Source organism: Streptomyces nigrescens (assembly GCF_027626975.1).
Lineage (GTDB): Bacteria > Actinomycetota > Actinomycetes > Streptomycetales > Streptomycetaceae > Streptomyces > Streptomyces nigrescens.
In genome coordinates this window covers 5932711-5944978 of sequence record NZ_CP114203.1, presented here as the reverse complement: position 1 = coordinate 5944978, position 12268 = coordinate 5932711, and the positions used below count along the sequence as shown (strand labels likewise).

The following is a 12268-nucleotide window of genomic DNA, read 5'->3' as shown; positions in this document are numbered from 1 at the left end:
CGGTACGCCCGGATTTCAGCCCATGAGTGACTCGACGAGAGTCTCCTGAAGCCCGCCGAGCCAGAGGTATGCCATCACCATCGGCTTGCGGGGATCGCTGTCCGGCAGCCGCAGCAGCTCGCCGCCGTCCTCCTCGTCGGTGACTTCAAGCCGCGTACCGATGGCCAGCCTGAGGTCATTGAGCGCCCCCAGCCACTGCCGGCACTCGTCGGGCTTCAGCCGCAGCTCCGCGCTGCCGCCCTCGGGCGCCAGGGTGTCCAGCGCGCGGATCAGCGCGAGGGCGTCCTCACGCTTGCGGGAGCGCAGATCGTTCTCGGTGTAGCGGCGGAATTCGGCGGAGGCGGCGCGGACGTCGTCATCGGGGACGAGGTCGGGCCCGCCGTAGGCGTCGGGGAAGAAACGCGCCAGGACCGGGTCGGCGGGCGGCTCGCTGGGCCCGTCGTTGAAGACCGACGCGAGCAGATCGTCGCTCTCGCTCTCCCCGGCCTCCTCGCCCGGACCGATCAGCTCCATCAGCTGGACCGCGAGGCTGCGCAGGATGGAGATCTCGACCTCGTCGAGCAAAACGGCGGCGCCGCCGTCGGGCAGCGGCTCGAAGTGCCCGCTCATCGGCGGTCCTGCTGAAGGGTCGCCCACAGGCCGTAGCCGTGCATCGCCTGCACGTCGCGCTCCATTTCCTCGCGGCTGCCGCTGGAGACCACCGCGCGGCCCTTGTGATGGACGTCGAGCATCAACTGGTGCGCCTTGTCCTTGGAGTAGCCGAAGTACGACTGGAAGACGTACGAGACGTAGCTCATGAGATTGACGGGGTCATTGTGGACGATCGTGACCCACGGGACGTCGGGTTCGGGGACCTCGAAGGGAGCCTCGCTCGACTCGGGACGTTCGATCTCGACCGGGACACTGAGCGTGCAGCGATGCGGCCGGAGCGTGGTCGTGGGTGACGGGTGGGCGCTCACAGGCCCCATGCTGCCACCCGGGGGCGGGCGACGCACAAATGCCCCTCGCGCGGGCCGCGTCGGCGAGCCGCACACCGCGCTCGCGGACGGCCTTTTGTCGCTACCGGAGCACTATCGTCAGAGTGACGAGTAATGGGGGTAGCATCTCCCCCATGAACACAGCAGACCTGGGGCTGCCGGTGGCCGTGCCGTCGACTGCGCTCTTCACCGACCAGTACGAACTCACCATGCTGCAGGCCGCGTTGCGGTCCGGCACCGCGGACCGGCGCTCGGTCTTCGAGGTCTTCACCCGCCGTCTCCCCGAGGGCCGCCGCTACGGCGTGGTCGGCGGCACCGGCCGGGTCCTGGACGCGGTGGAGAACTTCCGCTTCGACGAGACCATCCTCGGCTTCCTGCGCGAGCGCGGCATCCTCGACGAGCCGACCCTGGAGTGGCTGGCCGACTACCGCTTCCGCGGCGACATCTGGGGCTACCCGGAGGGCGAGGTCTACTTCCCCGGCTCCCCCGTGATGCGGGTCGAGGGCACCTTCGCCGAGGCGGTCCTCCTGGAGACGGTGATCCTCTCGATCCTCAACCACGACTCCGCGGTGGCCGCCGCGGCCTCCCGGATGTCGGTGGCGGCCGGCGACCGCCCGCTGATGGAGATGGGCGCCCGCCGCACCCATGAGCTGGCGGCGGTGGCCGCGTCCCGCGCCGCGTACGTCGGCGGCTTCCACACCACCTCCGACCTGGCCGCCGGCTTCCGCTACAACATCCCCACGGTCGGCACCAGCGCCCACGCCTTCACGCTGCTGCACGACACCGAGCGGGACGCCTTCACCACCCAGGTCGACACCCTCGGCAGCGGCACCACCCTGCTCGTGGACACCTTCGACGTCACCGAGGCGGTGCGCACCGCCGTGGAGGTGGCCGGCCCGGGGCTCGGTGCCGTACGGATCGACTCCGGCGATCTGCTGCTGATCGCCCACCGGGTGCGCCAGCAGCTGGACGAGCTGGGCGCCCGGCGGACCAGGATCGTGGTCACCAGCGATCTGGACGAGTACGCCATCGCCTCGCTGGCCGCCGCCCCGGTGGACGCGTACGGCGTCGGCACCCAGCTGGTGACCGGCAGCGGGCACCCGACCTGCTCGATGGTCTACAAGCTGGTCGCCCGCGCCGACAGCGAGGAGCCCGGCGCGCCGCTGCGGCCGGTCGCGAAGAAGTCGATGGGCGCCAAGACCTCGATCGGCGGCCGCAAGTGGGCCGCGCGCCGGGTGGACGCGGAGGGTGTCGCCGAGGCCGAGGTCATCGGCACCGGCCCGGTCCCCGCCGAGCTGGCCGACCGGCAGCTGCTGGTGCCGCTGGTGAGCGCCGGCAAGGTGGTGGCCCGCGAACCGCTGGACGCCGCCCGCGACCGGCACATCGCGGCCCGCGCCACGCTGCCGCTGTCGGCGACCCAGCTCTCCCGCGGCGAGCCCGTGCTGCCCACCGAGTACGTGTGACCGGGCGCCGCTGAGGGAGCGCCCGGTGCCGGGCGGCGGCCGCCGTACGCCGCGCCCGGTATCCGCCGTCCCGCCGGGCTCCGCACCACTCCCGCAATCCCCCTCCAGTGGCTACCCTCGGTCACACCACCACTCGCGCCCCTCCCCGATTCCCAGCCGGAAGGCACGCACCATGCACCGGGCATTGATCGTCGTTGATGTGCAGAACGACTTCTGCGAGGGCGGCAGCCTCGCGGTGGCGGGAGGTGCGGATGTCGCGGCGGCCATCACCGATCTGGTGGGCCAGGCGGCCGGCAGCTGCTACCGCTATGTCGTGGCCTCCCGGGACTACCACATCGACCCCGGCGATCACTTCTCCACCACCCCGGATTACGAGCGCTCCTGGCCGGTGCACTGTGTGGCCGGCACGGAGGGCAGCGGGTTCCACCCCAATTTCGCCCCGGCGCTCGCCTCCGGCGCCGTCGACGCGGTCTTCGACAAGGGCGCCCACACCTCCGCGTACAGCGGTTTCGAGGGCGTGGACGAGAACGGCACCCCGCTCGCGGACTGGCTGCGCGCCCACTCCGTCAGCGAGGTCGATGTGGTCGGTATCGCCACCGACCACTGTGTCCGCGCCACCGCCCTGGACGCGCTCGGCGCCGGGCTGCGTACCCATGTCCTGCTGGACCTGACCGCCGGGGTGGCCGCGCACAGCACCGAGCGGGCGCTGGAGGAGCTGCGCGCGGCGGGCGCCGAGCTGACCGGCAAGCCGGTCCTCATCGACGCCTGACGGGCCCGTCAGGCGGCCGGACGTTCGTTCCCTCCGGCCGGCTCGGCCGCCGCCGGGCGGGCCGGCTGGGGCCGCAGCAGCGCCCGTATCGGATGCCACGACTCGGTGTCGTCCTCCGGGGCCTCGCGCCAGACCAGGCCGTCAGGATGGTGCAGCACGGCCGTGACCTCGTCGGGTGTGGGCGGCTCGGTATTGCCGCGCAGGTAGACGGACCGCAGACCGAGGTTGCGCAGCCTGGTCAGGGCGCGCTGGCGGTTGACGGCATGGACCAGGACCCGCACCCGGCAACCGCAGTCGTACAGGCCCGACCGCGCGCCGTGCGGCGGCCTGGGCAGCGAGAGGGCGACCACCACGCTTCCGCCTGGAAGCCTGATGAATCCACCACCGGACATCGTCATATCTCCCCCGTGAGACTTCGCGTCAACAAGGAACTGTAGAACGCATCTAAACGCTAATCGGCCGTCGCCCGCTAGGGGGCGACGGCCGAACAGCATCTGACCTGCGGTTTTACGTTTTACTTACCCGCAGAGCCGACCTTCAGCGTCACCGTGGAGCCGTCACGGGCCTCCTTGGTGATCTTGATCTGGGTGTGGGTGTCAGGAACGATCACACCGCCGGTCGGGTTCGCCTTGTCGTAGTAGACGCCGCGGTGGTCGTCGAAGAGCGTCACGCCCTTCTTCGAGGTGATCTTCACCGGCTTGCCGTCACGGTGCAGCGTGAGGGCGTCGGTCCGGAAGCGGGTGAAGGTCGAGTCGTAGGACTGGAAGCGGTTGCGCATCAGCTTGCCGTCCGCCCAGCGCTCGGCCTTGGGGTGCGCGTCGACCGGGAGGATCTGCCCGTGGCCCGGGTGCAGACCGACGTTGTTGTCCGCCTGCGAGGTGTCCCACAGCCAGATCAGCACACCGTTCTGGTACGGGAAGTGCTCCACCCAGCCCGGCTTCGCGGTGGTCCAGCCGAAGTTGTACGGGCCGACCTTGAGGGTCTTGTCGTACGACACGTACTGGCGGTTCTCGGCGATGTAGTACTGCGGGTAGTCCTTGGTGAAGGACGCGCCGATGCGCGAGAAGCCCTTGCCGGTCCAGCCGTTGTCGCCGCCCTCGGCGTTGTCGCTGAACAGCGACTTGCCGTCGGCGACGACGCTGACGGTGTCGGCCGCGAAGCCCTTCTGGGCCGCGCCGCCGTCGGTCTGGTAGCGGAAGCGCAGGTCGATCTTCTTGCCCGCGTAGGCGTCCAGCGGGTAGACGAGGTCCTGGTAGGCGCCCACGGTGCCGGTCAGGGCGGGCTTGTCGCTGCCGTCGCGCGGGATGGCCTTGCCGCCCGCGGTGCCGTCCAGGGCCGTCCAGTCGCTGCCGCCGTCGGTGGAGACCTCGGCGTAGAGGTAGTCGTAGTCCTTCTCGATGTCCCACCAGCCCTTGAGCGTCAGTGACGCCTTGGCCTTACCGGTGAGGTCCACCGGCCGGGACAGGGTGTTCTTGAGGTTGTCGCCCATACCGCTCCACCACTGCTTGGAGCCTTCCGCGGGCTGGACGATGTCGGTCTTGACCGCCTTGGCCGGCAGCTCGACCACCACCGCCTGCTTGTTCTTGGTGTTGTACTCGGCGACGCCCAGCTTGTGGGTGGACTTCTTCGCGGCCTTCGCCTTGCCGTAGTTGAGCCAGCCCAGCTGCAGCTTGTCCCAGGCGCTCATGTCGCCGGGCAGGTCGCCGATGGAGTCCTTGCCGGTGCCGAGCCAGGAGCCGCCCGACATCAGCGACCAGAAGTCCACGGAGGACTCACCGGTGCCGCTGGTGTCGTACTCGTCCGGCAGGCCCAGGTCGTGACCGTACTCGTGGGCGAAGACGCCGAGTCCGCCGTTCTCCGGCTGCATGGTGTAGTCGCCGACCCAGATCCCGGTGTCGCCGATCTGGGCGCCGCCCGCCTTGTTCGCACCGGGACCGGTCTTGCCGGCGTCGGTGCCGTACGCGTACCAGCGGTGCGCCCAGATGGCGTTGGTCTTCTGGACCCCGCCGCCCGCGGACTCGTCCTCACCGGCGTGCACGATCTGGAAGTGGTCGATGTAGCCGTCGGGCTCGTTGAAGTTGCCGTCGCCGTCGTGGTCGTAGCGGTCCCACCGGTCGTACTTGGCGAGGTCCGTCTTGATCTGCGCGTCGGTGCGGCCGGCCGCCTTCTGGTTCTTGGCCCACTGGTTGACGCCGTCGCGGATCAGGTCCCAGGCGCTGGCGCAGTTGGTCTGGCCGCAGTAGTTGGAGCCGTAACGGGCCTCGTTGTAGTCGACCTTGACCCAGTCGGAGACCTCGCCCTCGACGGAGTAGCGGCCCGAGGACTGCTTCTCGTAGTACTTGGCCAGCGACTGCTTCTTCTTGTCGTGCGAGAAGTAGAGGTCCTGGAAGTGCTTCTGGTTGTAGTCCTTCTGCCAGGCCGTGCTGTTGTCCTTCGCACGGTCCGGCTTGGCTATCTGGTTGTGCGCCGGGCCGGGGTCGCCGCCGTACTTCTTCACCGGGGGCTTGGGGCCGTCGCCGTCCGGGTCGAACATCGTGGTGTCGTCGACCTTGTCGCCGAAGTCCACGAGGACGGTGAAGATCCGGTCGGTCTTCTGCCGGGCCAGCTCGACGTACTTGCTCTTGCCGAGCTTGACGACCTGGGAGCCGTTGCGCTCGGTCGCCTTGGCGTCGCCGGCGATGACCTGCTGCAGCGCTTCCTTGCGCTCGGCGGCCTGCCGTTCGCTGAACGGGCCCTTGAGGTCGTGGTCCACGGCCCGCTCGGGAGCCGGGTCCTGACGCTTGGCGACCGGCGACGGCCCCTGCGCGTCGGCCGTCGCCACCCCCGTAGACAAAGCGGCCGCCCCGATCGCGGCAATTGCCGTGGCCAGGGCGGCCGATCTGAACACCCTTCTGCTGTCTCTCACTTGGCGCTGTCCTCCCCATCGAACCGGTCACTGTTCGAGGGCATTCGACCGGAAGTACGATGAAAAAGACAGATCTTGACTTGGGCACGTCAGCGAAGTACGTTACTCGGTCCGCGAGTTGCGGCTATCGGACATCGAGCCACGGCATCGCGCCGGACGCCGGATCACCGGGCAGGGGCCGGGTGTATATGCCTGCTGGGCATGCGCCCCCGCCCCCAGCAGCCATGACGTCCCGCCGCCGGCACAGCCGCGGCGGCGTTGTGCGCCCCCTGTGCCCCGAACCGTGGGTTAGGTCACGCTTACTCGGCGTTCCGCTCGGGCAATTACGACCGTAGGCTCCTTTTCCGGCGCGCCCTGACCGACCCCCCTGCCGACCCTCCGAGGACGGATTCCGCCATGCCTCGTCCGACCGCCGCACAGCTCGCCTACGGTTCGGCCACCGTCTTCTTCTCCACCCTCGCGATGCTGCTGCTGTCGCAGACGCAGACCGGGATCGGGGTCGCGGTCATCGCCATCGCCGGGCTCGGGCTCGGGCTGCTGGTCGCCATGACGGTGCCGATGCCCGGGGTGTCACGGGTGGTCCGCCGGCATGTCGTACGGAACGGGTCGCCCGCCGCGCCCGCCCCGTTGCAGGCCGTTCCGACGCCGTCCGGGCGCCCTGGGCCCGCGGGCGCGCCGCGGCGCACCGCCTGGGGCGGCGTCACCGCGGGCGCGGGTGAGGCCCGGATCGGCGAACACTCACGCTGAGCCGGCAGGCGGCTCCGTCTCCGTGGACACCACCACGGTCTTCGCCGCCTTGTCGTGCAGACACTGCTGATACGGCTTGTCCCAGGTACACCACAGGACGTTGATCAGCCAGAAGATGAAACCGCAGCACGGGATGATCTCCGGGAGCGAATAGACCGCGGCCCGGACCCAGCCGGGCTGGCCGTGCGGGACCGACCCGTCCGCGAGCATCGCCACCCGGATCTTCATCGCCATCTTGCCGACGGTCTGGCCGCGGCTGCTGAGCATCAGCCCCTCGTAGACCAGGTACACCAGAAGGGTGACGCCCGAGACCGTCGACTGCCGGCCGGCCATCTCGCCGTCGGTGGTGAAGAAGTCCACCCCACCGACGATCGCGGTCATGATCAGCCAGACCGGCACCCCGATGATCACCGCGTCGATGATGCGCGCCACGAGCCTGCGGCCGCGGTTCGCCAGCGGCGGCATCCCGGCCAGCGGATCGGCCACTCCGTACTGCCCGCCGTAAGGATCGCCGGCATACGGGCCGCCGCCGTAGGGGCCACCGCCGTACGGGCCTCCTGCGGGGGGCGGGGTGCCCCCGGGCGGCGGTCCCCCCGGGGGTGGTGCACCGCCTTCACCGCCACCCGTACCGCTGCCCCCCGTACCGCCGCCGTGCGGAGCGTGGTTACGGGGCGAGCCGTTCTCCCGGGGAGAGCTGTTGCGGGGAGCGCCGCCTCCCGGGGGCTCCTGCGGCTTCTTCAGGAACGGGTCGTTCTCCGGCGGCTCACCGGGGCCGGGCCGGGGCTGGTCGGTACTCATGGCCCGAGTCGACCCCTTGTCGCGGCCCGCCGCATCCGGCGAGGTCCGTTCGGGGGAACGGATGCGGCCGCGGCGGCGGCCCGGCGGCGGTCAGCCGGCCGCGACGAAGGTCCGTGCCAGCTTGTCGTGCCAGCACTGGCGCCACGGCCGGTCGAACAGGCACCAGACGACGTTGAGCACACCGACGACGAGGATGCCGAGCACGCTGTAGAGGAACCAGCGCTTGAGCGCGGCGCCGAGGGCCGGGGTGTCGTGGCTCTCGATGTCCAGGACCCGTACGCCGCACAGCTTCTTGCCCAGGGTACGGCCCCACTTGAGGGTGGGCAGCGCCTCGTAGAGCGCCCCGCCGATCAGCAGGACGGCCAGGATGGTGGCGAAGACCGGGGTGGTCGTGCCGTCGATCAGATAGACCGTCACCTGGCGGCCGGACTGCTTGGCGGCCTCCACCTTGGCGTCGAGGTGGTCGGTGACCGTGCCCCACATGGGGACGGCGACCGCGGCGGTGAGCGCGCCCAGCACCAGGGTGTCGATCAGCCGGGCCGCCAACCTGCGGCCGAGGCCGGCCGGATGGCCCTGCGCGGCCTGCGCCAGCGCCGAGAAGGGGTCGGCGGCGGCCGGCGGCTTCCAGGGGATGACCCCGTCGGCGTCGGCGCCCTGCGGACCGGGCCGGGCCGGTGCGGCACCGCCCTGCGGCGGCAGACCGGCCGCGGGGGCGGACGTCTGCGGGGCGGGCTGCTGCTGCACCGGGGCCTGCGGGGCGGGACGCTGCGGGGCCGGGCTCTGGGGCGCCGGGGTCTGCGGGGCCGGAGCCTGCTGCGGAGCCGGGGCCTGCTGCGGGGCCTGACTCTGCGGGGCCGGGCGGCTCTGCTGGCGGTCGCCGCCGGCCGGCAGCGACTGCGGGGAGCCGTCCTCGGGCGCCTCGGACGGGGTACGGCCGCCGCCCGCGACGCGGATCGCCATCGTCTCGGGGCCCTTGGCGGGCTTGCCGCCGCCGGGCCGGACCGCGCGGATCGCGGTGGTGCCCTGGTCGCCGGAGTTCCCGCCGCGGCGGGCGGCCGGGTTCACGGCGCGGATGGCGACCGTCCCGTCGGAGGGGACGCCCGGTCCCCGCGAGGCGGACGAGGGGGTGCCGGGCACCTCACCCGCTCCGGCGTCGGCGCCCCGCTCCTCACGCTGCGGCGGCACCGCGCCCCAGGAGGCGGCGCCCGACGGAGTACCGGCGGGGGCCTGGTCCGGCGAACCCCAGGAGATCCGGCGGTCGGGCTCGCCGCCGAATCCGCTCTGCCGGGAGGCATCGGCCTGCCAGGCGGCGGCCGACTCGGGGCTGTTGCCGTGCAGCCGGGCCGGGTCGTCCCAGCTCACGGGCCGGTCGGCGACCTCACCGCTCTGGCGTACGGCGGGCACCGCGGAGCCGCCGGCCGCCTCCTCCTCGTCGAAGAAGACCGGGCCGGTCTCCTCGACGGCGGGGGCGGGCGACGGGGCCGCACCGGGCGGTGGGGCGGGCATCGCCTCGCCCTCGGCGGGGGCCGGCCGGCTGGTGCCCGGCACCCACGCGGCACCGTTCCAGTACCGGATGTAGCCGGGGATGGACGGGTCCGGGTAGAAGCCTGGCGTGGGGCTGCCGCCGGCGGATCCTGAGGTGGGAGCGCTCATATCCGTAGTCCCGTATCTGTACTCGGCCTGGTGGGTGTGGGGTGCAGTCTGCCGCAACGCGGCGTCCACATCTATCAGACCCCGGGTTCCCGCGGTGGCCGTGCCCGCCGACGACCACCTGGAAGAGGCGCGGGAAAAAAGTTGTACGAAGTCGTGTAAGGGTTCGGCGGTTGGCCGCTCTCTCTCCGTGCGGGCCCGGTATCGGGGGCCCGCAGGAAGCGAAGAGAGGCGGACGCCATGCACACCGTGGTGGAACGAGAGCTGGAGCTGGGCCTGGTCCTGTCGCCGGAGCGCAGCATTCCGGTGCCGGCCCGGCTGAGGTACCGGACGGATGACCCGTACGCCGTCCATGTCACCTTTCACATCGGTTCGGACTCCCCCGTCAGCTGGACGTTCGCCCGCGAACTGCTCGTCGAGGGCGTGTTCCGGCCGTGCGGCGACGGCGATGTGCGAGTGTGGCCGACGAAGCTGGACGGCCGCAGCCTGGTCTGCATAGCGCTGGACTCGCCGGACGGGCGGGCCCTGTTGGAGGCGCCGGCCGCGGCGGTCTCGGGGTGGCTGGAGCGCACCCTGCGGGTGGTCCCGCCAGGGTCGGAGCAGAGGCATCTGGGCCTCGACAAAGGGCTGAGCGACCTGTTCGCGATGGCGTCCGGGGACGAGCTGCGGCCGGGCGGCCCCTGGCCCGCGGACGAGTCCCCGGAGCCAGGGGCGTAAGGGTGACGGGCCGGGCTCCGGGGGACGGGGCGTGACGAGGCGGCCGGTGCCCGACGCCGTACGGCCCGGCGCCGCCTCAGCCCCGGTACGCCTCCAGCAGCCGCAGCCACACCTCGCTGATCGTGGGGTAGGAGGGCACCGCGTGCCACAGCCGCTCGATGGGGACCTCACCGGCCACCGCGACCGTCGCGGAGTGCAGCAGCTCGCCGACGCCGGCACCGACGAAGGTGGCGCCGAGCAGCACCTCACGGTCCAGGTCGACGACCATCCGGGCCCGGCCGCGGTAGCCGTCCGCGTACAGGGACGCCCCGGCCACGGACGCCAGGTCCTGGTCGACCACCCGGGTGCGGTATCCGGCCTTCTCGGCCGCGGCGGCGGTCAGGCCCACCGAGGCGGCTTCCGGGTCGCTGAAGACGACCTGCGGGACGGCGAGGGTGTCCGCGGTGGCGGCGTGCGCGCCCCAGCGGTCGGACTCCAGGATCGGGACGCCCCGGGCGCGTGCGGCGATGGCGGCTCCGGCGATCCTGGCCTGGTACTTGCCCTGGTGGGTGAGGAGCGCGCGGTGGTTGACGTCGCCGACGCCGTAGAGCCAGCCGCCGGTCACCCCCGTCACCCGGCAGCTGTCGTCGACGTCCAGCCAGGAGCCGGGCGCCAGGCCGACCGTGTCCAGGCCGATGTCCTCGGTGCGTGGGGCCCGGCCGGTGGCGATCAGGAGCTCATCGGCGACGATCTCGTCGCCGGAGTCCAGCAGGACGGTGACCGGGCCGCCGGGGGCCTCCCGTCGTACCTCGCGCACCTCGACGCCGGTCCGCAGGAAGACGCCCGCCTCGGCGAGCGACTCCGCGACGAGGTGGCCGGCGAACGGCTCCATCCGGGGCAGCAGCCCGTCGCCGCGGACCAGCAGCGTCACGGACGCGCCCAGGGCCCGCCAGGCGGTGGCCATCTCGACGCCGACCACACCGCCGCCGACCACCACCAGCCGGCCCGGCACGCTCTTGGCGCTGGTCGCGTCACGGCTGGTCCAGGGCCTGGCCTCGGCGAGCCCGGGGACGCCGGGCAGCACCGCGCGGCTGCCGGTGCAGACCGCGACCGCATGCCGTGCGGTGAGCACCCGGCCGCCGTCGACGACCACTCTGCGGGGCCCGGCGAGGCGCCCCTGGCCGCGCACCAGGTCGATGCCGAGCGAGTCCAGCCAGCGGACCTGCCCGTCGTCCTTCCAGTAGGAGGTGAAGGCGTCCCGATGGGCGAGTACGGCGGGCGCATCCAGAGCCACGTCCGCGGCGTCCTTGAGGCCGGGCACCCGGCGGGCCTCGGAGCGGGCGGTGACCGGGCGAAGCAGGGCCTTGCTGGGCATGCACGCCCAGTAGGAGCATTCGCCGCCGACCAGTTCGCTCTCCACGACCACGGCGCTCAGCCCGGCGGCATGCGCCCGGTCGGCGAGGTTCTCACCGGTCGGCCCCGCTCCCAGCACAATGACGTCATACGCCTCATCAGCGGCTTTGGTGGCTTCGGTCGCTGCCATCGGCTCTCGCTTCCTGCGTGGGCATGAGGTGGCCCGCGGGGCGGGTCCTTCTGGCCATCCTCGGCCCAACGCGCGGTCAGCGCATCCGGCGTTCGACCGCTTCCTTGGCCTCGGCGAGTCCGGAGCCCGTCGCCTCGCGGTGCACCTTGATCGCCTGGATCTTCTTGCCCTGCGTCAGCAGCTGGTCGATCTCGGCCATTCGGGCGTCCTGTGGCTCTTGGATGCCGGCGTGCGCCAGCAGCAGGTCCACCTTGCCCTCCAGCTGCCGGAGCCGGCGCTCCAGCGACCTGGAGCGGCGGTCGGTGGCCGAGACCAGCATGATGGCGGCCAGCACGAGAAGAGCGATGACGACGGGCAGTACGGAGTCCATGGCGATCACCCTACGAGGCGGCCGCGCGTGCCATGAACACGGCAGTCGCGGCCGGGCCGTGCACGGTGCCGCGGACGGCCGGTGCGCCGTCCGTCAGGATCTCGCACTCGGCGTAGGCGTCCGGCCCGTCGAGGGTGAGGGTGAGCATCGGCATGGCCCCCACCCCGCGCGCGTCGGTCACCACGAACCACGGCAACTCCGGCCGGGTCACCTGCTCCTCACTGCCGGAGTCCCCCAGCGCCTGGACGGCGTAGGTGATGTCGTCGACGCCCTGGCCGGTCACCCGGAAGGTGACCATTCCCTCGCCGGGTCTGTGCGGATCGTGGATCGTCATGGGGGCAGTCAACCGT

At 71.9% G+C, this 12268-nt stretch carries 13 protein-coding genes; 4 read left to right on the top strand and 9 right to left on the bottom strand.

The window, feature by feature from the left end; translation table 11 throughout:
- Positions 1 to 15: 15 nt before the first annotated feature.
- A complete protein-coding gene (locus STRNI_RS26485; protein ID WP_018091298.1) occupies positions 16 to 609 on the bottom strand; it encodes a DUF2017 domain-containing protein in 594 nt (197 codons plus the stop codon).
- On the bottom strand, positions 606 to 959 hold the full coding sequence (clpS, locus tag STRNI_RS26480; RefSeq protein ID WP_018091297.1) for an ATP-dependent Clp protease adapter ClpS: 354 nt from the start codon (positions 957 to 959) through the stop codon (positions 606 to 608). Before clpS ends, STRNI_RS26485 begins: the two co-directional genes overlap by 4 nt.
- 152 nt (positions 960 to 1111) lie before the next feature.
- On the opposite strand from clpS, the gene STRNI_RS26475 reads away from it, so the two are divergent.
- Complete coding sequence (locus STRNI_RS26475) at positions 1112 to 2440, top strand: nicotinate phosphoribosyltransferase (protein WP_277412139.1); 1329 nt, start codon at positions 1112 to 1114, stop codon at positions 2438 to 2440.
- A 172-nt stretch (positions 2441 to 2612) separates the two neighbouring features.
- Complete coding sequence (locus tag STRNI_RS26470) at positions 2613 to 3209, top strand: isochorismatase family protein (RefSeq protein WP_018091295.1); 597 nt, start codon at positions 2613 to 2615, stop codon at positions 3207 to 3209.
- A gap of 8 nt (positions 3210 to 3217) precedes the next feature.
- On the opposite strand, the gene STRNI_RS26465 is transcribed toward STRNI_RS26470, so the two are convergent.
- Both STRNI_RS26465 and STRNI_RS26460 read right to left on the bottom strand, forming a co-directional pair.
- Complete coding sequence (locus STRNI_RS26465) at positions 3218 to 3601, bottom strand: hypothetical protein (protein ID WP_051104197.1); 384 nt, start codon at positions 3599 to 3601, stop codon at positions 3218 to 3220.
- Between the two features lie 122 nt (positions 3602 to 3723).
- On the bottom strand, positions 3724 to 6114 hold the full coding sequence (locus tag STRNI_RS26460; protein ID WP_277412138.1) for an immune inhibitor A domain-containing protein: 2391 nt from the start codon (positions 6112 to 6114) through the stop codon (positions 3724 to 3726).
- Between the two features lie 396 nt (positions 6115 to 6510).
- On the opposite strand from STRNI_RS26460, the gene STRNI_RS26455 reads away from it, so the two are divergent.
- A complete protein-coding gene (locus STRNI_RS26455; protein WP_018091292.1) occupies positions 6511 to 6861 on the top strand; it encodes a hypothetical protein in 351 nt (116 codons plus the stop codon).
- On the opposite strand, the gene STRNI_RS26450 is transcribed toward STRNI_RS26455, so the two are convergent.
- Together STRNI_RS26450 and STRNI_RS26445 are read right to left on the bottom strand one after the other, a co-directional pair.
- On the bottom strand, positions 6853 to 7659 hold the full coding sequence (locus STRNI_RS26450; RefSeq protein WP_026169913.1) for an RDD family protein: 807 nt from the start codon (positions 7657 to 7659) through the stop codon (positions 6853 to 6855). The two genes, STRNI_RS26455 and STRNI_RS26450, sit on opposite strands and share 9 nt — an antisense overlap.
- A 90-nt stretch (positions 7660 to 7749) precedes the next feature.
- Positions 7750 to 9312: an RDD family protein gene (locus tag STRNI_RS26445; protein WP_277412137.1), complete on the bottom strand. Its 1563-nt coding sequence runs from the start codon at positions 9310 to 9312 to the stop codon at positions 7750 to 7752.
- A gap of 237 nt (positions 9313 to 9549) precedes the next feature.
- Between STRNI_RS26445 and STRNI_RS26440 the strand changes: the two genes are divergently transcribed.
- Positions 9550 to 10026: an SsgA family sporulation/cell division regulator gene (locus STRNI_RS26440; RefSeq protein WP_018091289.1), complete on the top strand. Its 477-nt coding sequence runs from the start codon at positions 9550 to 9552 to the stop codon at positions 10024 to 10026.
- Between the two features lie 76 nt (positions 10027 to 10102).
- On the opposite strand, the gene STRNI_RS26435 is transcribed toward STRNI_RS26440, so the two are convergent.
- The 3 genes from STRNI_RS26435 to STRNI_RS26425 form a co-directional block, all read right to left on the bottom strand.
- A complete protein-coding gene (locus STRNI_RS26435; protein WP_018091288.1) occupies positions 10103 to 11548 on the bottom strand; it encodes a dihydrolipoyl dehydrogenase family protein in 1446 nt (481 codons plus the stop codon).
- A gap of 76 nt (positions 11549 to 11624) precedes the next feature.
- Complete coding sequence (locus tag STRNI_RS26430) at positions 11625 to 11918, bottom strand: ribosomal protein L7/L12 (protein ID WP_018091287.1); 294 nt, start codon at positions 11916 to 11918, stop codon at positions 11625 to 11627.
- 10 nt (positions 11919 to 11928) lie between these two features.
- On the bottom strand, positions 11929 to 12252 hold the full coding sequence (locus tag STRNI_RS26425; protein ID WP_093646489.1) for a hypothetical protein: 324 nt from the start codon (positions 12250 to 12252) through the stop codon (positions 11929 to 11931).
- Between the last annotated feature and the right edge of the window lie 16 nt (positions 12253 to 12268).